The sequence below is a fragment of the Streptococcus oralis genome (assembly GCF_003943415.1).
Taxonomy (GTDB): Bacteria; Bacillota; Bacilli; order Lactobacillales; family Streptococcaceae; genus Streptococcus; species Streptococcus oralis_BJ.
The window spans coordinates 13,082-37,336 of the sequence record NZ_RJPK01000005.1 but is presented as its reverse complement, the minus strand read 5'-3'; the positions used below and the strand labels follow the sequence as shown (position 1 = coordinate 37,336).

Sequence of the window (24,255 nt, the reverse complement as noted above, 5' to 3'; positions counted from 1 at the left end):
GAGGCTCAAATGATAAACTCATCGAACTATTACGTAAGCAAGGAATGATGGAGGCACTATGAAAACACGTATTACAGAATTATTGAACATTGATTATCCTATTTTTCAAGGAGGAATGGCCTGGGTTGCGGATGGTGACTTGGCTGGTGCAGTATCAAAAGCTGGTGGTCTAGGGATCATCGGTGGTGGAAATGCACCTAAAGAGGTCGTAAAGGCTAATATCGATAAAATCAAATCACTTACGGATAAACCTTTTGGTGTTAACATTATGCTCCTGTCTCCATTTGTAGAAGACATCGTTGATCTCGTAATCGAAGAAGGGGTCAAGGTGGTTACAACTGGTGCAGGAAATCCAAGTAAATACATGACTCGTTTCCATGATGCAGGCATTACAGTTATTCCTGTTGTTCCTAGTGTTGCTTTGGCAAAACGCATGGAAAAAATTGGTGCAGATGCGGTTATTGCAGAGGGAATGGAAGCTGGTGGACATATTGGGAAACTAACAACGATGACCTTGGTTCGTCAGGTTGCTACAGCTGTTTCGATTCCAGTTATCGCAGCTGGAGGAATTGCGGACGGTGAGGGTGTCGCTGCAGGCTTTATGCTTGGTGCTGAGGCCGTTCAAGTCGGTACGCGTTTCGTAGTAGCTAAGGAATCTAATGCCCATCCAAAATACAAGGAAAAAATCTTAAAAGCGCGTGATATCGATACGACTATTTCAGCTCAACACTTTGGTCATGCTGTTCGTGCCATTAAAAACCAGTTGACACGTGACTTTGAGCAGGCTGAAAAGGATGCCTTTAAACAAGAAAATCCAGATTTAGAAATCTTTGAACAAATGGGAGCTGGTGCTCTTGCTAAAGCCGTTGTTCATGGAGATGTAGAAGGTGGATCTGTCATGGCAGGTCAGATCGCTGGTTTGGTTTCTAAAGAGGAAACTGTCGAAGAAATCCTAAAAGATCTATACTATGGCGCAGCCAAGAAAATTCAAGAAGAAGCCTCTCGTTGGGCAGGAGTTGTAAGAAATGACTAAAACAGCCTTTCTATTTGCGGGTCAAGGTGCTCAGTATCTAGGGATGGGGCGTGATCTCTATGATCACTATCCCATCGTCAAGGACACCATTGACCAAGCCAGTCAGGTTTTGGGGTATGACCTTCGTGACTTGATTGATAAGGAAGAAACCAAGTTAAACCAGACTCGCTATACGCAACCAGCTATTTTAGCGACTTCGGTTGCTATTTACCGACTATTGAAAGAAAAGGGCTACCAGCCAGATATGGTAGCAGGATTGTCTCTTGGGGAATATTCTGCTCTTGTAGCAAGTGGTGCCTTGGACTTTGAGGATGCAGTTGCCTTGGTTGCTAAACGTGGCGCTTATATGGAAGAGGCTGCACCTGCAGGCTCTGGGAAGATGGTTGCCGTTCTTAATACTCCAGTTGAAGTGATTGAGGAAGCTTGTGAAACAGCCTCTAAAGTTGGAGTAGTGACTCCAGCTAACTACAACACCCCAAGCCAAATCGTTATCGGTGGTGAGGTGGCTGCGGTTGACCGCGCAGTTGAACTCTTACAGGAAGCAGGGGCTAAACGATTGATCCCCCTAAATGTGTCGGGTCCTTTCCATACAGCCCTTCTTGAGCCAGCCAGTCAGCAACTGGCTGGAGCTCTTGAGGGAGTGAGTTTCTCTGATTTTACTTGCCCCCTAGTAGGTAATACTGAAGCTGCTATTATGGAAAAAGACCGAATCCAAGAGCTCTTGACACGACAGGTCAAAGAACCTGTTCGTTTTTATGAAAGTATTGCTGTGATGCAGGATTCTGGGATAACCAACTTTATTGAAATTGGTCCTGGCAAGGTCCTATCAGGCTTTGTCAAAAAAATCGATAAAACAGCTCAGCTAGCTAACGTTGAAGACCAAGCAAGCTTGGATGCTTTGTTAGGAAACTAATGATCCCTTCTCCCAGAAAATACAACAGGAAATAGGAGAATAGAATGCAACTAAAAAATAAAAATATCTTTGTTACAGGTTCAAGTCGTGGTATCGGACTTGCCATTGCTCACAAATTTGCCAAACTAGGTGCGAATGTAGTCTTGAATAGTCGTGGAGCAATCTCAGAAGAATTGCTGGCTGAGTTTTCAAACTACGGCGTCAAAGTGGTACCAATCTCAGGTGATGTTTCAGACTTTGCAGATGCCAAGCGTATGGTAAATCAAGCAATTGCAGAACTCGGTTCTGTCGATGTCTTGGTCAACAATGCTGGGATCACTCAAGATACGCTTATGCTCAAGATGACCGAAGAAGACTTTGAAAAGGTGATTAAAATCAACTTGACAGGTGCCTTCAATATGACGCAAGCAGTCTTGAAACAGATGATAAAGGCACGTGAAGGTGCGATCATCAATATGTCCAGTGTGGTCGGTTTGATGGGAAATATTGGGCAGGCCAACTATGCAGCTTCTAAAGCAGGTTTGATTGGTTTTACCAAGTCAGTAGCACGTGAAGTTGCCAATCGCAATGTACGCGTAAATGCTCTTGCCCCAGGGATGATCGAATCGGATATGACTGCTGTTTTGTCTGATAAGGTCAAGGAAGCGACATTGGCACAAATCCCAATGAAACATTTTGGACAAGCAGAACATATCGCAGATGCTACAGTGTTCCTGGCTGGACAGGATTATTTGACAGGACAAGTTCTCGCTGTTGATGGCGGACTTAGCATGTAAAAAATAAGGAAAGATATAGGTAAGACAGATGAAACTAAATCGAGTTGTAGTAACAGGTTATGGATTGACCTCTCCTATCGGAAATACTCCAGAAGAATTTTGGAACAGTTTGCAAACTGGGAAGATTGGAATTGGAGAAATCACTAAGTTTGACCACAGCGAATTTGCTGTGCACAATGCGGCAGAAGTTCAAGATTTCCCATTTGATAAATACTTTGTCAAAAAAGATACCAACCGTTTTGACAACTATTCTTTGTATGCCTTGTATGCGGCTCAAGAAGCGGTGACAAATGCAAATCTTGATGTAGAAGCAATTGATAAAGATCGCTTTGGTGTTATCGTGGCTTCTGGTATCGGTGGTATCAAGGAAATCGAAGATCAGGTTATCCGTCTTCATGAAAAAGGTCCAAAACGCGTTAAACCAATGACACTTCCAAAAGCCTTGCCAAATATGGCTTCAGGAAATGTTGCCATGCGTTTCGGAGCAAACGGTATCTGTAAATCAATCAATACTGCCTGTGCCTCATCAAATGATGCCATTGGGGATGCCTTCCGCTCTATCAAGTTTGGTTTCCAAGATGTCATGTTAGTTGGTGGATCAGAATCATCTATCACTCCTTTTGCCATCGCTGGTTTCCAAGCATTGACTGCCCTATCAACTACGGAAGATCCAACTCGTGCTTCTATTCCATTTGACAAAGACCGTAATGGTTTTGTGATGGGAGAAGGTTCAGGGATGTTGGTTCTTGAAAGCCTTGAACATGCTGAAAAACGTGGCGCAACTATTTTGGCTGAAGTAGTTGGGTATGGAAATACCTGTGATGCTTACCACATGACTTCACCTCATCCAGAAGGTCAAGGTGCGATTAAGGCGATTAAACTGGCTTTGGAAGAGGCAGAAATTTCTCCAGAGCAAGTGGCTTACGTCAACGCCCACGGAACTTCAACTCCTGCAAATGAAAAAGGAGAAAGTGGTGCAATCGTAGCTGTCCTTGGTAAAGAAGTACCTGTATCTTCAACCAAGTCCTTTACAGGACACTTGCTTGGTGCTGCAGGGGCCGTAGAAGCGATTGCTACTATTGAAGCCATGCGTCATAACTATGTACCAATGACAGCTGGGACAAGCGAGTTATCAGATTATATCGAAGCGAATGTCGTTTATGGACAAGGCTTGGAGCAAGAAATCCCTTATGCTATTTCAAACACTTTTGGTTTTGGTGGTCACAATGCGGTTCTTGCTTTCAAACGTTGGGAGAATAAATAATTATGAATTTAAATGAAATCAAGGATTTGATGGCTCAATTTGACCAATCAAGTTTGAGAGAATTTTTTTATAAAAACGGAACGGACGAATTGCAGTTCAGTAAGAATGAAGCAAGGATGGCTTCTGAAGCACCAGCTCAAGTTGCTCCAGTGCCAACAGCAGTAGCTGCAAGTTCAGTAGTTTCTACCCCTTCAACTCCAGTAGAGAGTGCAGTGGAAGAAGCTCCAGCACCAGCTGAAACGACGGTTGCTCCGGAGGGTGATGTCGTTGAAAGTCCACTTGTTGGTGTGGCTTACTTGGCTGCTGGACCAGATAAACCTGCCTTTGTCACAGTCGGAGACAGTGTTAAAAAAGGTCAGACTTTGGTGATCATCGAAGCCATGAAAGTCATGAATGAGATTCCAGCACCTAAGGATGGTGTGGTGACAGAAATTCTCGTTTCAAATGAAGAAATGGTTGAGTTCGGTAAAGGATTGGTACGTATCAAATGATCGATATTCAAGGAATCAAAGAGGCTCTACCCCATCGCTACCCTATGCTCCTAGTGGACCGTGTCTTGGAAGTGAGCGAAGATACTATTGTTGCCATTAAAAATGTGACCATCAACGAACCTTTCTTTAATGGTCATTTTCCTCAATACCCAGTTATGCCAGGTGTTCTTATCATGGAAGCCTTGGCTCAGACTGCTGGTGTCTTGGAATTGTCCAAACCTGAAAATAAAGGGAAATTGGTCTTCTACGCTGGCATGGACAAGGTTAAGTTCAAGAAGCAAGTTGTACCAGGTGATCAATTAGTCATGACGGCTACTTTTGTCAAACGTCGTGGTACGATTGCTGTGGTTGAAGCAAAGGCTGAAGTAGATGGCAAGCTTGCAGCGAGTGGTACTCTTACCTTTGCAATTGGAAACTAAGGAGGTTCTCCATGTTTCGTAAAATTTTGATTGCCAACCGTGGTGAGATTGCGGTTCGCATTATTCGAGCTGCACGTGAATTGGGCATTGCGACCGTTGCAGTCTATTCAACAGCTGATAAGGAAGCTCTTCACACACTCCTAGCGGATGAAGCTATCTGTATCGGACCTGGTAAGGCGACAGAGTCTTATCTCAATATCAACGCTATTTTATCTGCTGCAGTCTTGACAGAAGCAGAAGCCATCCACCCAGGTTTTGGTTTTCTTAGCGAAAACTCCAAGTTTGCCACTATGTGTGATGAAGTAGGGATTAAGTTTATCGGTCCTTCTGGGGCTGTAATGGATACCATGGGAGATAAGATCAATGCGCGTGAGCAAATGATCAAGGCTGGGGTTCCAGTTATCCCAGGATCTGATGGTGAAGTTCACACAGCTGAAGAGGCCCTTGCGGTTGCAGAAAAAATTGGCTATCCAGTTATGCTTAAGGCATCGGCAGGTGGTGGTGGAAAAGGGATTCGTAAGGTTGAAAAGGCAGAAGACTTGGTCGCAGCCTTTGAAACAGCATCCAGTGAAGCCAAGGCCAACTTTGGAAATGGCGCTATGTATCTTGAGCGTGTGATCTATCCAGCTCGCCATATCGAAGTTCAGATCCTTGCGGACCAAGAGGGTCATGTTGTCCATCTTGGTGAACGGGATTGTTCACTCCAACGGAATAACCAAAAGGTCTTAGAAGAAAGTCCGTCCATTGCGATTGGCAAAACCCTTCGTAATGAAATTGGTGCTGCGGCCGTTCGTGCAGCAGAGTCTGTAGGCTATGAAAATGCAGGGACGATTGAATTTCTTCTCGATGAAGCCAGTGGCAATTTCTACTTCATGGAAATGAATACTCGTGTGCAAGTTGAACACCCAGTTACAGAGTTTGTTTCAGGTGTTGATATTGTGAAGGAACAGATTCGCATTGCTGCCGGGCAACCTTTACCTTTCAAACAAGAAGATATTGTCCTACGAGGTCACGCTATCGAGTGCCGGATCAATGCGGAAAATCCAGCATTTAACTTTGCTCCAAGCCCGGGGAAAATTACCAATCTCTATCTACCAAGTGGTGGAGTTGGCTTGCGCGTGGACTCAGCAGTTTATCCAGGTTATACCATTCCTCCTTACTATGATAGTATGATTGCTAAAATCATTGTTCATGGGGAGAATCGTTTTGATGCATTGATGAAGATGCAACGGGCACTTTATGAACTTGATATTGAAGGAGTGCAAACCAATGCAGACTTCCAGTTGGATCTGATTTCAGATCGCCGAGTTATCGCTGGTGACTACGATACTTCCTTCTTGATGGAAACTTTCTTGCCAAAATACCAAGAAAAAGAATAGACTTTCAAACAGAATGAGAACTAAAAGGGGGAGTTATGGCTCTATTTAGTAAAAAGGATAAGTATATTCGGATCAATCCTAACCGTTCCGTAAGGCAGAAACCACAAGCCAAGCCTGAGGTTCCGGATGAACTCTTTTCCCAGTGTCCTGGTTGTAAACACACCATTTACCAAAAGGATCTTGGGAGCGAACGAATTTGTCCCCATTGTAGCTATACTTTCCGTATTTCAGCTCAGGAACGCTTGGATTTGACAGTTGATTCTGATAGCTTTGTGGAGATGTTTACAGGAATTGAAACTCAAGATCCCTTGAACTTTCCTGGTTACCAGAAAAAACTGGCTAGCATGCGTGAAAAGACAGGTTTGGATGAAGCTGTCCTGACTGGTACAGCTAGCATTAAGGGGCAAAAAGTTGCCCTTGGGATCATGGATTCTAACTTTATCATGGCTTCTATGGGAACCGTTGTGGGTGAAAAAATCACGCGCTTGTTTGAGTATGCAACGGTAGAAAACTTGCCAGTCGTACTCTTCACAGCTTCTGGTGGAGCCCGCATGCAAGAAGGAATCATGAGCTTGATGCAGATGGCTAAGATTTCTGCGGCAGTTCAACGTCATTCCAAGGCAGGACTTTTTTACCTGACTATTTTGACGGATCCGACAACAGGCGGAGTGACAGCTTCTTTTGCTATGGAAGGTGACATTATCCTAGCAGAGCCCCAGAGTTTAGTTGGTTTTGCAGGGCGTCGTGTTATCGAAAATACAGTTCGTGAGACCTTGCCGGATGACTTCCAAAAGGCAGAATTTTTGCTTGAACATGGATTTGTTGATGCAATTGTCAAACGTAGAGAACTACCAGAAACAATTGCTAAATTAGTGAGATTGCATGGAGGAAGTCGCGGATGAATATTGCAAAAATAGTCAGAGAGGCACGCGAGCAAAGTCGCTTGACAGCCCTTGATTTTGCCAATGGAATCTTCGATGAATTTATCGAATTGCATGGAGATCGCTCTTTCAGAGACGATGGTGCGGTCATTGGTGGAATTGGTTGGTTAGGTGACCAAGCAGTAACAGTTGTTGGTATCCAAAAGGGGAAGAGTCTTCATGACAACCTCAAACGGAACTTTGGGCAACCCCATCCAGAAGGCTATCGCAAGGCTCTTCGTTTGATGAAACAGGCAGAAAAATTTGGTCGTCCAGTTGTAACCTTCATCAACACTGCTGGAGCTTACCCAGGTGTTGGAGCTGAGGAACGTGGACAAGGGGAAGCAATCGCTCGAAACCTGATGGAAATGAGCGACCTCAAGGTTCCAATCATCGCGATTATTATCGGTGAAGGAGGGTCTGGAGGTGCATTAGCACTAGCCGTTGCTGACCGTGTCTGGATGCTGGAAAATTCGATCTATGCCGTACTCAGCCCAGAAGGCTTTGCCTCTATCCTTTGGAAGGATGGAAGCCGTGCCATGGAGGCGGCAGAGTTGATGAAAATCACTTCACACGAACTCCTAGAAATGGGAATCGTGGACAAGGTAATCTCAGAAGCAGGTCTCTCAAGTAAAGAACTGCAAGCTCGTGTTAAAAATGAATTGCGTGCAGAACTTGACCGCTTGCAAGGATTAGCCTTGGAACAGCTCCTCGAAGAACGTTACCAACGGTTTAGAAAATACTAAGAAATTTTAAAAGCTAGAACAATTTGTTTTAGCTTTTTTGATAACCGTGTTTAGATGAAAAAAACGAATAAATAGGGTAAAATGATGACAACGGGTTAACAGTAGTGTATTAATAGTAGAAATAGAAAGTTTCTTATTAGGAGGACAGTCATGAAAAAACGTACTTTGGTTTGGCTAGTTTTAGCTCTTGTAGTATTCGGAGGAGGCGCATGGATGGCACAAGAGACAAATCTATTTGGAGGAATAACTCTGAGCCCACGGGCTAAGCAGTTGGCTTATTTGAAGGAGCATGAAGAAGAGATTGTAAAATTCGTAAAGTCTAAAAATTCAAAGATTGAATCTGTTCAGATGGATTGGAATAGTTTAACTGTTGAACAGATAGGGAATGGAACTCCACAGGGGGGAGGTTATAATCTATCAGTAAAGGGTTCTTTTAATCATATAAAGGATTCTGACTTTACAATAGATTTTCGATTAAAAAATAAAAATGATGTGCCTTCAATAGATAGGATTGGTATGTATAATCAGCCTAGAGTGTTAAAAAATGGAGGCTGGGACAAGTATGACGGATAGTAATCTAAAAGATTATAACAATTTTTATGATAGCTTAATCCCTCACTCATTTCCTATAGACTTCGAATACTTGCTAAAAGTATTTTTTTACATTCATGATATAATATACTTAGATTCCACTATATAGGAGGAAAGAGATGAAAAAACGTGCCTTGATTTTGCTGGTTTTGTCCATTGTAGTCTTTGGAGGCGGCGCATGGATGGCACAAGAGACAAATCTATTTGGAGGAATAACTCTGAGTCCACGAGCCAAGCAGTTGGCTTATTTGAAGGACCATGAAGAAGATATGGCTGATTTTGTCAAGTCTTTAAGTCCTAAAGTTGAAAGTGTTCAGTTTGATTGGGATAGTATGAAGGTTGGTCAAGTAGGAAATGGAACTCCACAAGGTGGAGGCTATATGTTGACACTTAGAGGAAAGGTAAATAATAATGATAAGACGAAATTCATGGTTGGATTTTCTTTAGACAATGATGCAAACAGTATACCAAAGGAATTTGGAATTTATGAAATGCAGCCTATAAGAATTTATAGGGATGGGGGATGGTATTATTATGACTAATAGTAATTTAAAAACCTTTGATAATTTTTATGCGGATTGAACACTGCTCATTCCCCACTGACTTAGAATACTTGCTAAAAGTATTTTTTTTTACATTCATGATATAATATACTTAGATTCCACTATATAGGAGGAAAGAGATGAAAAAACGTACTTTACTTTGGCTAATTTTAGCACTTGTAATTTTTGGAGGAGGTGCATGGATGGCACAAGAAACAAATCTATTTGGAGGAATAACTCTGAGCCCACGGGCTAAGCAGTTGGCTTATTTGAAGGAGCACGAAGAAGAGATTAAGGAGTTTGTAAAATCTCAAAATACAAAGATAGAAACAGTTCAAATAGATTGGAAACAGACACAATGGGATAAGATAGGAAATGGTACGCCTCAAGGAGGTGGAGAGATTATTGATATCTATGGAACATTCAATAACATTGAAAATTCTGGTTGGCATGTAATGATAAGTGTAGAAGATGGAAAAATTAATTTAACCTCTATGACATTAGTTAATGGTCTAGGTATTGGAGGGAAAAAATTTGAGTAATAGCAATTTAAAAAGTTTTGATAATTTTTATGCGGATTTAACATTATTCCTCATTGCTTATTAACTTCGAATACTTGCTAAAAGTATTTTTTTTTACATTCATGATATAATATACTTAGATTCCGCTATATAGGAGGAAAGAGATGAAAAAACGTACTTTACTTTGGCTAGTTTTAGCTCTTGTAGTATTTGGAGGCGGCGCATGGATGGCACAGGAAACAAATCTATTCGGAGGAATAACTCTAAGCCCACGGGCTAAGCAGTTGGCTTATTTGAAGGAGCACGAGGAGGAAATGGCGAATTTCGTTAAATCTTGGAATTCTAAAGTTGAAAGTGTTCAATTCGATTGGGATAGTATAAAGGTTGGTCAGGTAGGAAATGGTACTCCTCAAGGTGGGGGATATATGATGACAGTGGACGGAAAAATCAATAATAATAAGGATACTGAATTTACATTAGGCTTCCCACTGAAACGTAATGCAAATGAAATTCCAGAGAAGCTGGTCATTATCCAAATGCAGCCAATAAGAATTTTGAAAGGAAATTTATGGGATCTTTATGAGTAATAGTAATTTAAGAACCTTTGATAATTTTTATGCGGATTGAACACTGTTCATTCCCTATTGACTTCGAATACTCGCTAAAAGTATTTTTTTTTACATTCATGATATAATATACTTAGATTCCGCTATATAGGAGGAAAGAGATGAAAAAACGTACCTTGCTTTGGCTAGTTTTAGCTCTTGTAGTATTTGGAGGAGGCGTATGGATGGCACAGGAAACAAATCTATTCGGAGGAATAACTCTGAGCCCACGAGCTAAGCAGTTGACTTATTTGAAGGAGCATGAAGAAGAGATGGCTGATTTTGTAAAATCTTTAAGTCCTAAAGTTGAAAGTGTTCAGTTTGATTGGGATAGTATGAAAGTCGAAGTTATAGGAAACGGTACTCCGCAGGGTGGCGGGTATATTATAACATTGGACGGTAGAATCAATAATAATAAGGATACTGAATTTACATTAGGGATTCCTCTAAAACGAAATTCAAATGAAGTGCCTGAGGAATTGGTTATTTATGAAATGCAACCTATAAGAATTTTACGAGATGGTGGATGGTTTATATATGAGTAATAGTAACTTAAAAAATTTTGATAATTTTTATTCAAATTTAACATTATTCATTCCCTGTTGACTTACAATACTTGCCAAAAGTATTTTTTTTTTACATTCATGATATAATATACTTAGATTCCGCTATATAGGAGGAAAGAGATGAAAAAACGTACCTTGCTTTGGCTGATTTTAGCCCTTGTATTGTTCGGAGGAGGCGTATGGATGGCACAGGAAACAAATCTATTCGGAGAAATAACTCTAAGTCCACGAACTAAGCAGTTGGCTTATCTAAAGGAGCATGAAGAAGAGATTGTAAAATTTGTAAAGTCTAAAAATTCAAAGATTGAATCTGTTCAGATTGCTTGGGATGAAACTAAGTGGGAAAAAGTTGGGAATGGAACCCCTCAAGGGGGAGGGGAAATTGTAAATGTATATGGAAGTTTTAATCATATTGAATCCTCCTCTTGGAATGTTACTTTTGATATTGAGAATGATAAAATTATTCCTAATTCAATGGCTTTAGCCAATTATTTACGAGTGGGGGGAAGAATTTTTGACTAACAGCAATTTAAAAACCTTTGATAATTTTTATGCGGATTTAACATTATTCCTCATTGCCTATTAACTTCGAATACTTGCTAAAAGTATTTTTTTTTACATTCATGATATAATAGGTTTAGAATCCACGTTTAAGGAGGATAATCATGAAAAAACGTACTTTGCTTTGGTTAGTTTTAGCACTTGTAATTTTTGGAGGAGGAGCATGGATGGCACAAGAGACAAATCTATTTGGAGGAATAACTCTGAGCCCACGGGCTAAGCAGTTGGCTTATTTGAAAGAGCATGAAGAGGAGATGGCGAACTTTATAAAGTCTAGAAACCCTAAAGTCGAAAGCGTTCAATTTGATTGGGATAGTATGGAAGTTGGTCAGATAGGGAATGGAACTCCTCAAGGAGGCGGTTATATGCTAACATTTAAAGGGCGTATAAATAATATAAAGGAAAGCAGTTTTACTCTTGGATTTCCTTTAGATAATAACAGGCACGCCTTGCCTAACCTTGAGAGGATTTCTGAAATGCAACCCATAAGAATTTTAAGAGATGGTGGATGGTTTATATATGAGTAATAGTAACTTAAAAAATTTTGATAATTTTTATGCAGATTTGGCGCAGTCGGCATATGCTAATCGCCCGAATAATTTTCCGCCTTTAAATAATTCAAAAACTTTTCAAGATTTTAACTTTTCTAGAGATATAGTTTTTGATGGTGAAATCACTCCTGGAGGCAAAAATCTTCCTCATAATGGAAAAGTCTACTTGCAACCAGATCCTGAGTTGCGAGATACTTATAAAGTCACATCGATACCAGTTCCTGATGCGAATGGGATGAGGCAGGATATTCATCACAAACGTTATCAAAAAGGATTGTTAACTGATGATGAAGCTGGTTTCAGTGCCTACTACTTAACGGATACGCCTACCTTGACTAATGATACTACGAAAACCTATATGGCTATCCGCGGCAGTGATGCCATCAGTAAAGAAAATTGGAACGACTGGGTTGACAACGATGCGAAGTTTGCCCTTAACCACATCCATACGCCGCAAGCTAAGTTAGCGACGGCAGGTATGAAAGCTAAAATTGCAGAGATGCGCGAAAAAGCTCCCAACGCTACGATGGATATCACGGGTCACTCCCTAGGGACCATTGTCTCTGCCCAAGGAGTAGCGGGCCTCAGCGATGAGGAACTTGAGAAAATTGGCAAAGTCGTTCTCTTTGACGGTCCAGACACGACAAAGAGTTTAAAGAAAATGGGCCTCAGCGATGAGAAAATCAAAAAGATTAGCGAAAAAATAGAGTATTATGTCAATCCTTTTGATATCGTGGGTATGCTCAATCGTGAGCATACCATCACCAAATTACCTGGGGATTCCGATGAACCTCTTAAGAAACCCGTCGGTAAAGTCAATGTCCTGGTCCCCTTGCATTATACCCAGATTACTGATCCGGAAAGCTCCCACGACTTTGGTGTTTTCCAATCGGATGGAAAGGGAAATTTATTGACTGCGTCTGAGGATTTTCACCCGGAATTGCTCAGGGCAGGTGAAAAGTTGGCTCGATTAATTGCGACATCTTTGGATTCTCTCAGGGCTTTAGGAGTTGATGAAAATGTAGCCTCAAATGTTTTAAATTCCATTATGAGAGGTGAGTTTAAAATAAAGGCAGCTATTGGTTATTCAGTTTACGAGAATTTTACAACTGAATATAGTAAAATCGTCGAAGAAGCTCGTCAGGAATCTATAAAGTGGGATCGAGAAGCTATTCCTCGTTATCAGGAACAACTGAGAAGTGGCAATCTTTCAGGAAATCAAAGAATCTTGGTTCGAGCTCAGTTGCTTCAGACAGCAGCCCAGTTGGCAAATTTTGACATGGAAGATAAAGTAAAATCTGTGAAAACCTTACTTTCAGATGCTAAGGAAGATATTCAAAACATGATAAAAGAAACAAGACAGACAGCCTTTGACATGGTTGGATATTTGTCAAGTTCAGAAGTTACAAATCTACTTTCTGGTTTTGATACAACAAGCTTTTGGGATGAAGGCGTAGAAAGTGACACGAAGACTGCAGCAACATCCTTCCTGACACAAATTGAGCAACTGGGGGAAAGCTTGGTTAAAGCTAGTGGCTCCTTTGAGACCATAGATACAGATAGTGCTGAAGATTTTAATAATCTATTGGCGGATGTAAAACAAACATGGAGGGGTAAAAATGGTAGTGCTAACTGATGAGGATACCTTAATTACAAGAGAGCAACTCGACAGAGGCTTCAAGGAAAGAATGAAGGAACAAGAACGCCAAGCAGTCAGGGCCTTGGTAACTGCAAAAGAGTTGTCAATCCTTGCTAAAGGAGCTGAGTTAGCTAAAAAGTTGCAGGAAGCAGCCACAGATATGCAAGACTACGCTTCTAAGACCTATGTGAACAATATTAAGGGTGGATTTGAGGGGAAAGCTGCAGATGCTGCCGAAACTTACTTGACACAGACCTTGCAAACACCTACTTTACAGAGTCCGATCAAAAGCTAGGAGAAAACGGGTCATGGATAAAAAGGAACTTCAGAAATTAGAGGATGAACACAATCGTAAATTGCGATACTTAGAGCGTTTGGAGATGGATTTGGATGATGATTTCCACAAGTTTAGCAGGGAGACGGATCATCTCCTAGAGGCGCTTTCCTATGCATGTAGAGACAGTAGTTTTGCTGAAATTCAACCATATATCTTTGAGATAGAGAACAATTTAGATAACTATCATCAACTGTATAAGAATCGTATAGAGAATGTACTGGAAGCTCGACACCAAGAGAATAAAAACTTTTATCGAAAGTTAGAAGAAAAGGATCTATAACAAATATACCCTATAAGAGATATTTAGGTTAATTATAACGCTTTTTTATTATATTTTAAAAAAAATGTAATTATACAACAAAAGTAGATAATTTAACTTTTCTTACTAGTTTTTAGATGTAAGCAGAACTTTTTTTTAAAATATTTTTAGAAAAATGAATATTAAACTTGTAATATTATGTCTATTACCACTTTTTTAGATAGTGGAGGCAAAGAAAAAAGTGTTTGATTTATGTCAAACACTTTTTCTGTTTACTGTTCTTCTGTTACAAACTGGCTGAGCAGTCCATTGATAAAACGGGCAGATTTTTGATCTGAGAAGTCCTTTGCAAGCTCGATAGCTTCGTTAACAGCAACCAGCTGAGGGGTGTCAAATGAAGTGATTTCAAAGACTCCCAAGCGAAGGAGGTTTCTCTCCACGAGTGTTAAACGCTCGATGGTCCAACCTGCTTTTAAATGCTGTGTGATTTGCTTGTCTAGTTCTTCCTTTTTAGTTTGAACACCAGAAACGAGCTCTGTCAAAAAGGCTGGGAGTTGCACATCCGTATCTTCACGATCGTGTGTGTAGGCGAAACGACAAGCAGTTTCGACGTCTGTATCAAACTCAAGACTCATAAGAGCTTGAAAGGCACACTTACGGAGCTCACGTCTAGATTCTAATAGTGGACTAGTCATTGAGGAAGTCCTCATCAAACAAGTCTTTCAAGTCAGGTTTTGGTGTTTTATCTGGAACGATACCTGCAACGTGGATATTGATAGCAGCGAGTTCTACATCAGCCATATTGCGGACTGCATCTTTAACAGCTTTCTGGATAGCAACAGCTACCTTAGGAACTTTTACTCCGTACTCAAGGTAGAGATAGATATCTGCTGTGAGTTCTTCGTCCACGTTTTTAAGATAAACGCCACGGCCGAGTGAAAGTTTTGAAAGGGTATCAGATACTGATTTGTTTGAAAAAGAGTGAACCCCCTCTACCTTTGCAGTAGCAATAGCAATGATTTTTTCAAGTACACGTGGAGCGATAACGATTTCGCCAAGTTGTTCTTCAATTCCCATAGAATGACCTCTTTCTAGAGATTAGGCACGAGAAACGTAAGTTCCTTCTGCAGTGTTGATAACGAGCTTTTGTCCTGCTTCGATGAAGTCTGGAACGTTTACGACAAGTCCAGTTTCCATCGTTGCTGGTTTACCAGAACCTGTAACAGTAGCACCTTTGATAGATGGTTGAGTTTCTGCAACTGTCAATTCAACAGTAGTTGGTACAGTTACACCGATTACTTCAGTTCCGTAGAATTGGATTTTCACATCAGAGTTTTCAAGGATGTAAAGCAATTCGTTTTCAACATTGACTACAGGGATTTCGTATTGGTCGTAAGTTTCTGTATTCATGAAGTATGCTGTGTCATCCATTTTGTACAAGTATTGAGCTGGGACAGTCTCGATGATGGCTTGTTCAAATTTTTCCTCTGGACGGTAGCTTGTGTCAAATGTAGAACCAGTACGGACATCACGCAATTTCATACGCATGATCGTGTTTCCTTTACCTGGTTTGTGGTGGCTAGCTTCCAAAACGCGGATCAATTTTCCGTCAGCTGTTTCAAAGGTCATACCAGCTTTTAATTTACTTGCTTCAATCATGTTTTTACCTCATTAATAAATATTATTACTCTTCATTTTACCATAAAATACTCTAGAAATAAAGCCAAAATAGTTATTGGGAACTGGTAGAGAAGAAAAAACCAACCTTAGGGCTGGTTTTGTTCTGTCTAGTTTTCTTTCAACTTCGCTAATTCCTGGGCGAGGAGTTTAAGGGCAACTTGTGGGTTGGCTTGGCCTTTGGTTGCCTTCATAAGGAAGCCTGTGAAGGCCTTGTCTGCGTTGCGTTTTCCTGACTTGAAGTCGGCAACAGCAGCTTCGTTATCAGCAAAGACTTGGTGGATGATTGGAATCAAGATAGCTGGATCTGAGATTTGGACCATACCTGCTTTTTCCACGTATTCACGCGCACCACCGCCATTTTTAGCCAGGTGGACAAAGACTTTTTTGGCAATCTTAGATGAGATAGTGCCGTCTTCGATGATGGCAATCATTTCAACCAAGTTTTCTGGTGTCAATTCGATTTGTTCGAGAGTTTTGCCTTCAGCGTTCAAGAATTGAGCAACTTCCCCTTGGAGCCAGTTAGAGACTTGTTTGGCATCACCACCGAGGGCAACAGCTTTTTCAAAGAAGTCAGAAGTGACTTTGTTTGCTGTCAACTGGCTAGCATCGTAGTCTGACAAGCTAAGGTCAGCAACGTAGCGAGCACGGCGTTCTTTTGGAAACTCTGGCAACTCTGTACGCATTTCTTCAATCCACTCATCAGAGATTTCAAAGAGAGGGAGGTCTGGTTCTGGGAAGTAGCGGTAGTCTGCAGCACCTTCTTTGACACGCATGAGGATGGTTGCCTTGTTAGCTTCATCGTAACGGCGTGTTTCTTGGCGGATTTGACCACCTGAGCGAAGGATTTCGGCTTGACGTTGGACTTCGTATTCAAGCCCTTTACGGACATTGGAGAAGGAGTTGAGGTTCTTCAACTCTGTCTTGGTACCGAATTTCTCTTGACCATAAGGACGAAGAGAGATGTTGGCATCCACGCGCATAGAACCTTCTTCCATCTTAACATCAGAAATGCCAGCGTACTGGATAACTTCCTTGAGGGCTGTCAGATAAGCGTAGGCTTCCTCTGGAGAACGCATGTCAGCCTCAGATACAATCTCAATCAAGGGAACCCCTTGGCGGTTGAGGTCAACATAAGAGTAGCCATCTGTACCGTGGGTGTTTTTACCAGCATCTTCTTCCAAGTGGGCACGTTCGATACCGATTTTCTTGGTCGTACCGTCTTCTAGCTCCACTTCAATCCATCCGTTATAACCGATTGGCTCATCAAACTGAGAAATTTGGTAGGCTTTGGGATTATCAGGATAGAAGTAGTTCTTGCGGTCAAAGTGCATCTTTTTGTGGATGTCCATGTTGAGGGCAAGAGCGGCCTTGATACCGGCATCGACAACCCCTTTATTGAGAACTGGCAGAACTCCTGGGAAAGACCAGTCAATCACGTTTGTATTGGCGTTTTGGTCATTTCCGAAGTGGGCAGATGTAGGTGAGAAGATTTTTGAATTGGTGTTGAGCTCTACGTGGACTTCAAGTCCAATGACTGTTTCAAAGTTCATTAGTTGTCACCTCCAAAAATCACGGGTTGTTGTTTGTGGTAGTCTGTTGTTGCTTCAAAAGCAACGGCAGCTTGGTAAATGGTCTCCTCAGAGTACTTAGGACCGATCAATTGGAGACCGACAGGTAGACCTTGAGAGAATCCAGCAGGAATCGAAATTCCTGGTAGACCTGCCAAGTTGACTGGGATGGTCAAAAGGTCAGCCAAATACATGGCAACGGGATCATGGTTGAGGGAGTCCAAATCGTAGGCAACACTTGGAGCAGTTGGTCCCAAAATCAAGTCATAATCCGCAAAGACTTTTTCGAAATCTTGGATGATGAGGGTACGGACCTGTCCAGCCTTCTTGTAGTAGGCGTCGTAGTAACCTGACGAAAGACTGAAAGTACCCAGCATGATACGGCGTTTGACCTCTTCACCAAAACCTTGACTACGACTGTTTACATAGATTTCATCAAGGTTAGTCGCATCCTCTGCGCGGTAGCCGTAACGGATACCGTCAAAGCGTTGCAAGTTTGATGAAGCTTCTGATGAAGCAATGATGTAGTAAACGGCAACCCCGTATTTAGAATGAGGAAGGCTGACTTCTTCGACGATAGCACCAAGTTTTTCAAAGTGTTTGGCTGCATTCAGGATAGTTTCCTTAACCTCTGGGTCAATTCCTTCGCCAAGATATTCTTTAGGCAAAGCGATTTTCATGCCCTTGATGTCTTGGCCGATTTTTGAAGTAAAGTCGGCAATGCGGACAGGAGCAGAAGTCGAGTCTTTGGCATCTTCGCTGGCAATAGCGTTGAGCAAGAGGGCATTTTCCTTAACAGTTGGTGCGAAAGGTCCGATTTGGTCTAGTGAGCTACCAAAGGCAATGAGACCGAAACGTGAAACCGTTCCGTAGGTTGGTTTGAGACCGACGATCCCGTTGAAGGCAGCAGGTTGGCGGATGGAACCACCAGTATCAGAACCAAGTGACAAGCGGACTTGTCCTGACGCTACAGCTGCAGCAGAACCACTTGATGAACCACCAGGAACCTTGGTCTGGTCCCAAGCATTTTTAGTTGCTCCGTAGTGAGAAGTCTCACCTGAACCACCCATGGCAAATTCGTCCATGTTGGTCTTTCCAACAACAATCATACTCTTAGCTTTGGCATTGGCAACGGCTGTCGCATCAAAGATTGGCTCGTAGTTGTAGAGCATTTTTGAGGCTGCAGTTGTGAGGATACCGTCTGTAGAGATATTATCCTTAACAGCCAGCGGAATTCCTGAAAGGACATTATCAGCATCAATTCCAGCTTCATCAATGGCTTTGGCTTGCGCAAGAGCTTGCTCTTCAGCGATGGTAACAAAAGCATTGATAGCTGTCTCGCGAGATTTGATATCTTCAAGCGTTGCTTGGGTTAATTCTGTTGCAGAAATCTCCTTAGAGACAAGGAGATTGTGCAAGTCTTCAATAGTTTTGTTATTAAAAGTCATTAGGCATCTCCTCCATCATCTAGGATAGCTGGTACCTTGATATAGTAGTTATCTTTTTCAGGTACGTTTTTAAACAAGCAATCACGGTCTGTTCCTTCTTCGGCCACATCAGGGCGGAGTACGGTCTTACGGTCAGCCATGGTTGTAGTAGGTGCGACACCAGTTGTGTCGACTTCGCCTAGCAATTCAACCATGTCAACAATTTTAGACAAGGTTGTCGCAAAGGCAGCAGTTTCTTCTTCAGAGAATCTTAATTTTGAAAGATTGGCAACGTGTGTTACCTCTTCTTGCGTAATTTTCATCTTGCATCCTTTCGTGAAATGATGATTTTTAGTCTGTTCTATTTTACCATATTTTCCTATAAATAAGCTAAGGCAAACTGAAAAGAAATAGAAATTGAAAAATCGCTTTTAATTCGCTATAATAGTTAAACTAAAAGAAAAATTGAGTGAGACTAGAGATTAATGTAGGAAGAATTCCTCGAAAGATGAGTTAGGATAGAAAATATGCTACATAATTTTTTTACAAGATTCCAAACCGTACCTCCTCCCATTTCGCTCTTTTGGTATGGGGTTATGATGCTTGTCTTAGTGCTTTGTATTTATGGGGCGCTTGCTTATCACAAGAATCCACGCTTTGTCTACTTGTTTAAGGGGATTCAGATCCTCCAGTTACTAGCCCTATATAGTTGGTATGTTGGTTTTGGGATTCCATTTTCTAATAGCCTTCCATTTTATCATTGTCGTTTGGCTATGTTTGCGGTAGTTTTCTTGCCAGATAAATGGCGGAGCAAGCAATACTTTGCCCTCTTAGGAGTAAGTGGAGCGGTCTTTGCCTTGGTTTACCCCGTTTTTGACCCCTATGATTTCCCCCATATCACTAGTTTTTCATTTTTGATTGGGCACTATGTCCTTTTGGTGAATTCCTTGGTTTACTTGATGAATCACTATGATAAGACCTTGCTCAAGAAATATATGATTGTAGCCTATACCTTTATCCTCAATCTCTTTCTAGTTGGGGTTAATCAGGTGACGGGTGGAAATTATGGTCTCTTAAGAGATACACCGTTTATCTCGAATGCTCCTCTATGGCTAAAGTACCTCCTTGTGTCGGTCATCCTTTCACTGGCTCTTGTTCTCTTTGATATCTTGTTCAAGAAACGGTGGAAAAAGAGAAATCAGGCGCAATCTGTGCTCTAGCTTGCCTTTTCATCGGATGAGCAATTGAAAAACTCCCCAAAATCCGATATAATGGAGAGTTGAAAGGAATAGTAAAATCCAATGTAAAAATCATTCTTAACTACTGAAACAACTAAAAATAGAAAATCAAAGAAAGAGAACTTATGACTATTCAAGAAGAAATCAAGAAACGCCGTACCTTTGCCATTATTTCTCACCCGGACGCGGGGAAAACAACCATTACTGAGCAGTTGCTCTACTTTGGGGGCGAGATTCGTGAGGCTGGTACGGTAAAAGGAAAGAAAACAGGGACTTTTGCCAAGTCTGACTGGATGGATATCGAGAAACAACGTGGTATTTCGGTAACCTCATCTGTCATGCAGTTTGACTATGATGGCAAGCGCGTCAACATCCTTGACACCCCAGGGCACGAGGACTTCTCAGAAGATACTTATCGTACCTTGATGGCGGTGGATGCTGCGGTCATGGTCGTCGACTCTGCCAAGGGTATCGAGGCCCAAACCAAGAAATTGTTTGAGGTTGTCAAACACCGTGGCATTCCTGTCTTTACCTTTATGAACAAGCTGGACCGTGATGGCCGTGAGCCACTGGACCTCTTGCAAGAATTGGAAGAAGTCTTGGGCATAGCTAGCTATCCAATGAACTGGCCAATCGGGATGGGGAAAGCCTTTGAAGGGCTCTATGACCTCTATAACCAACGCTTGGAACTCTATAAAGGGGATGAGCGTTTTGCCAGTCTGGAAGAAGGGGACAAGCTTTTTGGTAGCAATCCTTTCTACGAGCAAGTCAAAGATGACATTGAGCTTTTGAATGAAGCGGGAAATGAATTCTCAGAAGAAGCTATTCTGGCTGGAGAATTAACACCTGTATTCTTTGGATCAGCTCTTACTAACTTTGGTGTGCAGACCTTCCTTGAGACCTTCCTCAAGTTTGCTCCAGAACCACATGGCCACAAGAAAACAGATGGCGAAATTGTGGATCCTTATGACAAGGACTTCTCAGGATTTGTCTTTAAAATCCAAGCCAACATGGACCCTCGTCACCGTGACCGTATTGCCTTTGTCCGTATCGTTTCAGGTGAATTTGAGCGTGGCATGAGTGTCAATCTGCCTCGTACTGGTAAGGGTGCCAAGCTTTCTAATGTCACCCAGTTTATGGCTGAAAGCCGTGAGAATGTGACCAATGCTGTGGCAGGTGATATCATCGGTGTTTACGATACCGGTACTTATCAGGTTGGAGACACTTTGACGGTTGGAAAAAACAAGTTTGAATTTGAACCACTGCCAACCTTTACACCTGAGATTTTCATGAAAGTTTCTGCTAAGAATGTCATGAAGCAAAAATCCTTCCACAAGGGGATTGAGCAACTGGTGCAAGAAGGAGCTATTCAGCTTTATACTAACTACCAAACAGGCGAGTACATGCTGGGCGCTGTAGGTCAACTTCAGTTTGAAGTGTTTAAACACCGTATGGAAGGTGAGTACAACGCAGAAGTGGTCATGAGCCCAATGGGTAAAAAGACGGTTCGTTGGATCAAGCCTGAGGACCTAGACGAGCGCATGTCATCAAGCCGCAATATCTTAGCTAAAGACCGTTTCGACCAACCTGTTTTCCTCTTTGAAAACGAATTTGCCCTGCGCTGGTTTGCGGACAAGTATCCAGATGTGAAGTTAGAAGAGAAGATGTGATTCAGTAAGTCTACTTGATTGCATAGCAATCTAAGTAGACTACAGCAAGTCCTATTAGACTTGCCTAACTGCTTCACTAACTGAGTTTTACAAATGAAAGCGATTTGTAAAACTCAGTGTCGTAATCTAACAATCGGTGACCGCTATGGTGGCTTACCTAAACGCTTCACTAGGAAAAGTCCGCGAATAATATCGATTCGTGGATTTTTTCATGTAGTAAAGGTAATTGAAGTCAAAGGTAAATTAAAAACCTCAGAGAAATCATGTTACATGAATTCTTATGAGGTTTTTCTAGTTTCCATATTTCTGATAAAAATCGACCTTGACTTGGATAAAGGTTTCGGCTTCGCGTAGTAGCTGCAGGAGGGTAGCACGGGTTTCAAACTCCTCATGTGTTTTAGGGAGACTCCGATTGCGGAAGACTTGCAGATAGCGTTTGATGTCATCAAGTAGCTCGTTGGCAGGATTGGTCTGGCTTAGCTGGGCAGCAATCTTAGAAAAGAGCTGGGCCAAGATCAAACTTTCACTTGCGGCTAGGTGACAAGTATTGATCTGCTGGGCCATATTTCGCAGGATACGACTTTGTCGTTGTCTCATCTCAAAGTAGTGGATATGGTAGTCTGTCTGGTGAAAGAGGTGATCCGAGTGATCCAGGTATACCAGTTTGAGAGCTTCATCGAGGAGGTTGTCTAATTGGTCAACGAGTTGGGCTCGATTGCGTCCGTCTCCCCTCGACAGATAGTACTTAAAGCGAAGCAGGATGCCTTTTAACTTTTCTTCGACCTGAAGGTGGTAGCTTTGGATGGCTTTCTCACGAGAGGGCATATAAAGGTTGACCAATAGAGCAAAGCTTGTCCCGATGAGAAAGAGGAGCACTTCATTGAGCAAGAGAGCTGGAGAAGTAGACTCCTGTACCAAGAGATGACTGACCAAGACACTGCTAGGAGTGATGCCAATTTCCCAGCCCATTTTATAAGCTAGAGGCACATAGATGGCCAGATAGAGGCCTAGGCTCCAGATGTGAAAGCCTGTCAGTTGAAAGGCTAGGACACCGATAGCGAGGGCTAGGAGCATGGAAAAGAGGCGGTTACGTGCCAATTTCAGTGTGCTTCTGCGCGTGTCGGATAGGCTTAAGAGGGCGATAATTCCAGCTGAAACCGCTGATGATAAATCTAAAAAATAAGCGAGAAAACAAGCGAGGCAGGTCGCTAAGATCAGTTTTGTCGTACGTTGGGTGATAGACATGAGAATTTCCTATAATACTAGAATAAGAGTATAAAAGACAAGACTTGGAAGACTTGTCTTAAAAAATCTATTTTTTACGTGCCGACGCGTACTCAGCTACTGCTGTAAAGAGGACGTCGGTAGAAGAGTTCAGGGCAGTTTCGCAGGAATCTTGGACGACACCGATGACAAAACCAACTCCGACTACCTGCATAGCAACGTCATTTGAAATCCCAAAGAGACTACAAGCGACGGGAATGAGGAGGAGTGATCCACCAGCGATCCCAGAGGCTCCGCAGGCAGAAATGGCAGCCACTACACTGAGGACAAAGGCTGTACCAAAGTCGACAGAGATTCCTAGCGTATTGACTGCAGCTAGAGTCAGAATGTTAATGGTTACGGCTGCGCCAGCCATGTTAATAGTGGAGCCAAGGGGGATAGAAACAGAGTAGGTATCTGGATTGAGTCCTAGATCTTGGCAGAGTTTCATGTTGACAGGGATATTAGCGGCAGAACTACGAGTAAAGAAAGCTGTAATTCCACTGACACGCAAACATTTAAAAACAAGGGGATAAGGATTTTTTCTCATAAAGAAAAAGGCAATGAGGGGATTGATGACAAGGGCCACAAAAGCCATAGTTGCAATCAAGAGTCCTAGCAAAATTCCGTAGTTAGCAAGGCTGGTAATTCCTTTATCAGAGATGGTCTTGAAGACCAAGCCCATAATTCCGAAAGGTGCCAAATTGATAATCCACTCCACAATCTTGGAAGTTACACCAGCCATGGTTTTGAGCAATTCCTTGCTGTTTTTGCTAGCTTCTCTCATAGCAAGTCCAAAGACAACAGCCCAGGATAGGATCCCGATATAATTAGCTTGGACGATGGCATTGAGGGGATTGTCCACGAGATTCAGTAGGAGGTTGCTGAGAACTTGACCGATGCCGTCTGGTGGGGCAATCTCTGTGCTCGCACTGCTGAGAGTAATCTGGACGGGGAAGAGAAAACTAGCCAGTACGGCAATCAAGGCAGCTGCAAAGGTACCGAGTAGATAGAGAAAAATAACGGTCTTCATATTGGTATCTTGCCCTTTTTGATGTTGTGAGAGGGCATTTGCGACGAGGGTAAAGACCAAGACAGGAGCGATGGCTTTCAGACCCCCAACGAATAGGTCGCCGAGAATGCCGAGCCCCGACAGACTAGGAAAAAGTAGCCCTAGAGAGGCTCCAAGAAGCATGCCGATTAGGATACGTTTGATGAGGCTGGCCTTGTTCCAGGCTCGAATGATTTTTTTCATAATAGTCTCCTTCAAAATGTATTGTTTATGATTATAGTATA

General features: G+C 42.2%; 29 protein-coding genes. 21 read left to right on the top strand and 8 right to left on the bottom strand.

Going from position 1 to position 24,255, the window contains the following annotated elements; translation table 11 throughout:
* The first annotated feature begins 58 nt into the window (after positions 1 to 58).
* The 19 genes from fabK to D8801_RS07160 all read left to right on the top strand — a co-directional run bounded on the left by fabK (position 59) and on the right by D8801_RS07160 (position 14,134).
* Positions 59 to 1,033, top strand: a complete 975-nt coding sequence (gene fabK, locus D8801_RS07250) for an enoyl-[acyl-carrier-protein] reductase FabK (RefSeq protein ID WP_084946986.1) — start codon at positions 59 to 61, stop codon at positions 1,031 to 1,033.
* On the top strand, positions 1,026 to 1,946 hold the full coding sequence (fabD, locus tag D8801_RS07245) for an ACP S-malonyltransferase (protein ID WP_125848888.1): 921 nt from the start codon (positions 1,026 to 1,028) through the stop codon (positions 1,944 to 1,946). Before fabK ends, fabD begins: the two co-directional genes overlap by 8 nt.
* Positions 1,947 to 1,990: 44 nt before the next feature.
* Positions 1,991 to 2,722 carry a 3-oxoacyl-[acyl-carrier-protein] reductase gene (gene fabG / locus D8801_RS07240; protein WP_057488698.1) on the top strand — a complete coding sequence of 244 codons (732 nt, stop codon included), beginning with the start codon at positions 1,991 to 1,993 and terminating at the stop codon, positions 2,720 to 2,722.
* Between the two features lie 28 nt (positions 2,723 to 2,750).
* Positions 2,751 to 3,986, top strand: coding sequence for a beta-ketoacyl-ACP synthase II (gene fabF, locus D8801_RS07235; protein ID WP_000774050.1), 1,236 nt, complete (start codon positions 2,751 to 2,753; stop codon positions 3,984 to 3,986).
* A 2-nt stretch (positions 3,987 to 3,988) separates the two neighbouring features.
* A complete protein-coding gene (gene accB / locus D8801_RS07230) occupies positions 3,989 to 4,477 on the top strand; it encodes an acetyl-CoA carboxylase biotin carboxyl carrier protein (RefSeq protein ID WP_125848886.1) in 489 nt (162 codons plus the stop codon).
* A complete protein-coding gene (gene fabZ / locus D8801_RS07225; protein ID WP_000565515.1) occupies positions 4,474 to 4,896 on the top strand; it encodes a 3-hydroxyacyl-ACP dehydratase FabZ in 423 nt (140 codons plus the stop codon). The genes accB and fabZ overlap by 4 nt, the downstream gene beginning before the upstream one ends.
* 11 nt (positions 4,897 to 4,907) lie before the next feature.
* A complete protein-coding gene (gene accC, locus D8801_RS07220) occupies positions 4,908 to 6,275 on the top strand; it encodes an acetyl-CoA carboxylase biotin carboxylase subunit (RefSeq protein ID WP_000488665.1) in 1,368 nt (455 codons plus the stop codon).
* A gap of 35 nt (positions 6,276 to 6,310) precedes the next feature.
* Entirely contained in the window at positions 6,311 to 7,177 is an 867-nt protein-coding gene (accD, locus tag D8801_RS07215) for an acetyl-CoA carboxylase, carboxyltransferase subunit beta (protein WP_125848884.1), read from the top strand.
* A complete protein-coding gene (locus D8801_RS07210) occupies positions 7,174 to 7,941 on the top strand; it encodes an acetyl-CoA carboxylase carboxyl transferase subunit alpha (protein WP_084946969.1) in 768 nt (255 codons plus the stop codon). The genes accD and D8801_RS07210 overlap by 4 nt, the downstream gene beginning before the upstream one ends.
* A 150-nt stretch (positions 7,942 to 8,091) precedes the next feature.
* Positions 8,092 to 8,514, top strand: coding sequence for a hypothetical protein (locus D8801_RS07205; RefSeq protein ID WP_125848882.1), 423 nt, complete (start codon positions 8,092 to 8,094; stop codon positions 8,512 to 8,514).
* A gap of 137 nt (positions 8,515 to 8,651) precedes the next feature.
* The gene (locus tag D8801_RS07200; RefSeq protein WP_125848880.1) at positions 8,652 to 9,074 is read left to right on the top strand and encodes a hypothetical protein; all 423 of its coding nucleotides are present in this window, start codon (positions 8,652 to 8,654) and stop codon (positions 9,072 to 9,074) included.
* Positions 9,075 to 9,214: 140 nt separating this feature from the next.
* Positions 9,215 to 9,616 (top strand): hypothetical protein, encoded by a 402-nt coding sequence (locus tag D8801_RS07195; protein ID WP_125848878.1) that lies wholly within the window; start codon positions 9,215 to 9,217, stop codon positions 9,614 to 9,616.
* A gap of 143 nt (positions 9,617 to 9,759) precedes the next feature.
* Positions 9,760 to 10,182: a hypothetical protein gene (locus tag D8801_RS07190; RefSeq protein ID WP_125848876.1), complete on the top strand. Its 423-nt coding sequence runs from the start codon at positions 9,760 to 9,762 to the stop codon at positions 10,180 to 10,182.
* A 140-nt stretch (positions 10,183 to 10,322) separates the two neighbouring features.
* Positions 10,323 to 10,745 (top strand): DUF1433 domain-containing protein, encoded by a 423-nt coding sequence (locus tag D8801_RS07185; RefSeq protein ID WP_125848874.1) that lies wholly within the window; start codon positions 10,323 to 10,325, stop codon positions 10,743 to 10,745.
* Positions 10,746 to 10,886: 141 nt separating this feature from the next.
* Entirely contained in the window at positions 10,887 to 11,288 is a 402-nt protein-coding gene (locus D8801_RS07180) for a hypothetical protein (protein WP_125848872.1), read from the top strand.
* A gap of 143 nt (positions 11,289 to 11,431) precedes the next feature.
* The gene (locus tag D8801_RS07175; RefSeq protein WP_125848870.1) at positions 11,432 to 11,854 is read left to right on the top strand and encodes a hypothetical protein; all 423 of its coding nucleotides are present in this window, start codon (positions 11,432 to 11,434) and stop codon (positions 11,852 to 11,854) included.
* Positions 11,847 to 13,514 (top strand): cutinase family protein, encoded by a 1,668-nt coding sequence (locus D8801_RS07170; protein ID WP_125848868.1) that lies wholly within the window; start codon positions 11,847 to 11,849, stop codon positions 13,512 to 13,514. The genes D8801_RS07175 and D8801_RS07170 overlap by 8 nt, the downstream gene beginning before the upstream one ends.
* Positions 13,498 to 13,812: a hypothetical protein gene (locus D8801_RS07165; RefSeq protein WP_061454088.1), complete on the top strand. Its 315-nt coding sequence runs from the start codon at positions 13,498 to 13,500 to the stop codon at positions 13,810 to 13,812. The genes D8801_RS07170 and D8801_RS07165 overlap by 17 nt, the downstream gene beginning before the upstream one ends.
* A 13-nt stretch (positions 13,813 to 13,825) precedes the next feature.
* A complete protein-coding gene (locus D8801_RS07160; RefSeq protein WP_125848866.1) occupies positions 13,826 to 14,134 on the top strand; it encodes a hypothetical protein in 309 nt (102 codons plus the stop codon).
* A 251-nt stretch (positions 14,135 to 14,385) separates the two neighbouring features.
* Here the strand turns inward: D8801_RS07160 and nusB are convergent, their stop codons facing one another.
* The 6 genes from nusB to gatC all read right to left on the bottom strand — a co-directional run bounded on the left by nusB (position 14,386) and on the right by gatC (position 19,111).
* Positions 14,386 to 14,808: a transcription antitermination factor NusB gene (gene nusB, locus D8801_RS07155; RefSeq protein ID WP_084971775.1), complete on the bottom strand. Its 423-nt coding sequence runs from the start codon at positions 14,806 to 14,808 to the stop codon at positions 14,386 to 14,388.
* Entirely contained in the window at positions 14,801 to 15,190 is a 390-nt protein-coding gene (locus D8801_RS07150; RefSeq protein ID WP_000510583.1) for an Asp23/Gls24 family envelope stress response protein, read from the bottom strand. The genes nusB and D8801_RS07150 overlap by 8 nt, the downstream gene beginning before the upstream one ends.
* A 21-nt stretch (positions 15,191 to 15,211) precedes the next feature.
* Entirely contained in the window at positions 15,212 to 15,772 is a 561-nt protein-coding gene (gene efp / locus D8801_RS07145) for an elongation factor P (RefSeq protein WP_000568640.1), read from the bottom strand.
* Between the two features lie 128 nt (positions 15,773 to 15,900).
* On the bottom strand, positions 15,901 to 17,343 hold the full coding sequence (gene gatB / locus D8801_RS07140) for an Asp-tRNA(Asn)/Glu-tRNA(Gln) amidotransferase subunit GatB (RefSeq protein ID WP_125848864.1): 1,443 nt from the start codon (positions 17,341 to 17,343) through the stop codon (positions 15,901 to 15,903).
* Positions 17,343 to 18,809 carry an Asp-tRNA(Asn)/Glu-tRNA(Gln) amidotransferase subunit GatA gene (gene gatA, locus D8801_RS07135; protein ID WP_125848862.1) on the bottom strand — a complete coding sequence of 489 codons (1,467 nt, stop codon included), beginning with the start codon at positions 18,807 to 18,809 and terminating at the stop codon, positions 17,343 to 17,345. Before gatA ends, gatB begins: the two co-directional genes overlap by 1 nt.
* Positions 18,809 to 19,111: an Asp-tRNA(Asn)/Glu-tRNA(Gln) amidotransferase subunit GatC gene (gatC, locus tag D8801_RS07130; protein WP_033678060.1), complete on the bottom strand. Its 303-nt coding sequence runs from the start codon at positions 19,109 to 19,111 to the stop codon at positions 18,809 to 18,811. The genes gatA and gatC overlap by 1 nt, the downstream gene beginning before the upstream one ends.
* Positions 19,112 to 19,315: 204 nt before the next feature.
* Here gatC and D8801_RS07125 point away from each other — a divergent pair, with 204 nt between their 5' ends.
* Together D8801_RS07125 and D8801_RS07120 are read left to right on the top strand one after the other, a co-directional pair.
* Complete coding sequence (locus D8801_RS07125; protein ID WP_125848860.1) at positions 19,316 to 20,008, top strand: YwaF family protein; 693 nt, start codon at positions 19,316 to 19,318, stop codon at positions 20,006 to 20,008.
* A 143-nt stretch (positions 20,009 to 20,151) separates the two neighbouring features.
* The gene (locus tag D8801_RS07120) at positions 20,152 to 21,696 is read left to right on the top strand and encodes a peptide chain release factor 3 (RefSeq protein WP_125848858.1); all 1,545 of its coding nucleotides are present in this window, start codon (positions 20,152 to 20,154) and stop codon (positions 21,694 to 21,696) included.
* A gap of 291 nt (positions 21,697 to 21,987) precedes the next feature.
* Here D8801_RS07120 and D8801_RS07115 read toward each other — a convergent pair whose 3' ends face one another.
* Both D8801_RS07115 and sstT read right to left on the bottom strand, forming a co-directional pair.
* Positions 21,988 to 22,941 (bottom strand): aromatic acid exporter family protein, encoded by a 954-nt coding sequence (locus D8801_RS07115; RefSeq protein ID WP_125848856.1) that lies wholly within the window; start codon positions 22,939 to 22,941, stop codon positions 21,988 to 21,990.
* Between the two features lie 67 nt (positions 22,942 to 23,008).
* Positions 23,009 to 24,214: a serine/threonine transporter SstT gene (gene sstT, locus D8801_RS07110; protein ID WP_000720780.1), complete on the bottom strand. Its 1,206-nt coding sequence runs from the start codon at positions 24,212 to 24,214 to the stop codon at positions 23,009 to 23,011.
* Positions 24,215 to 24,255 lie beyond the last annotated feature (41 nt).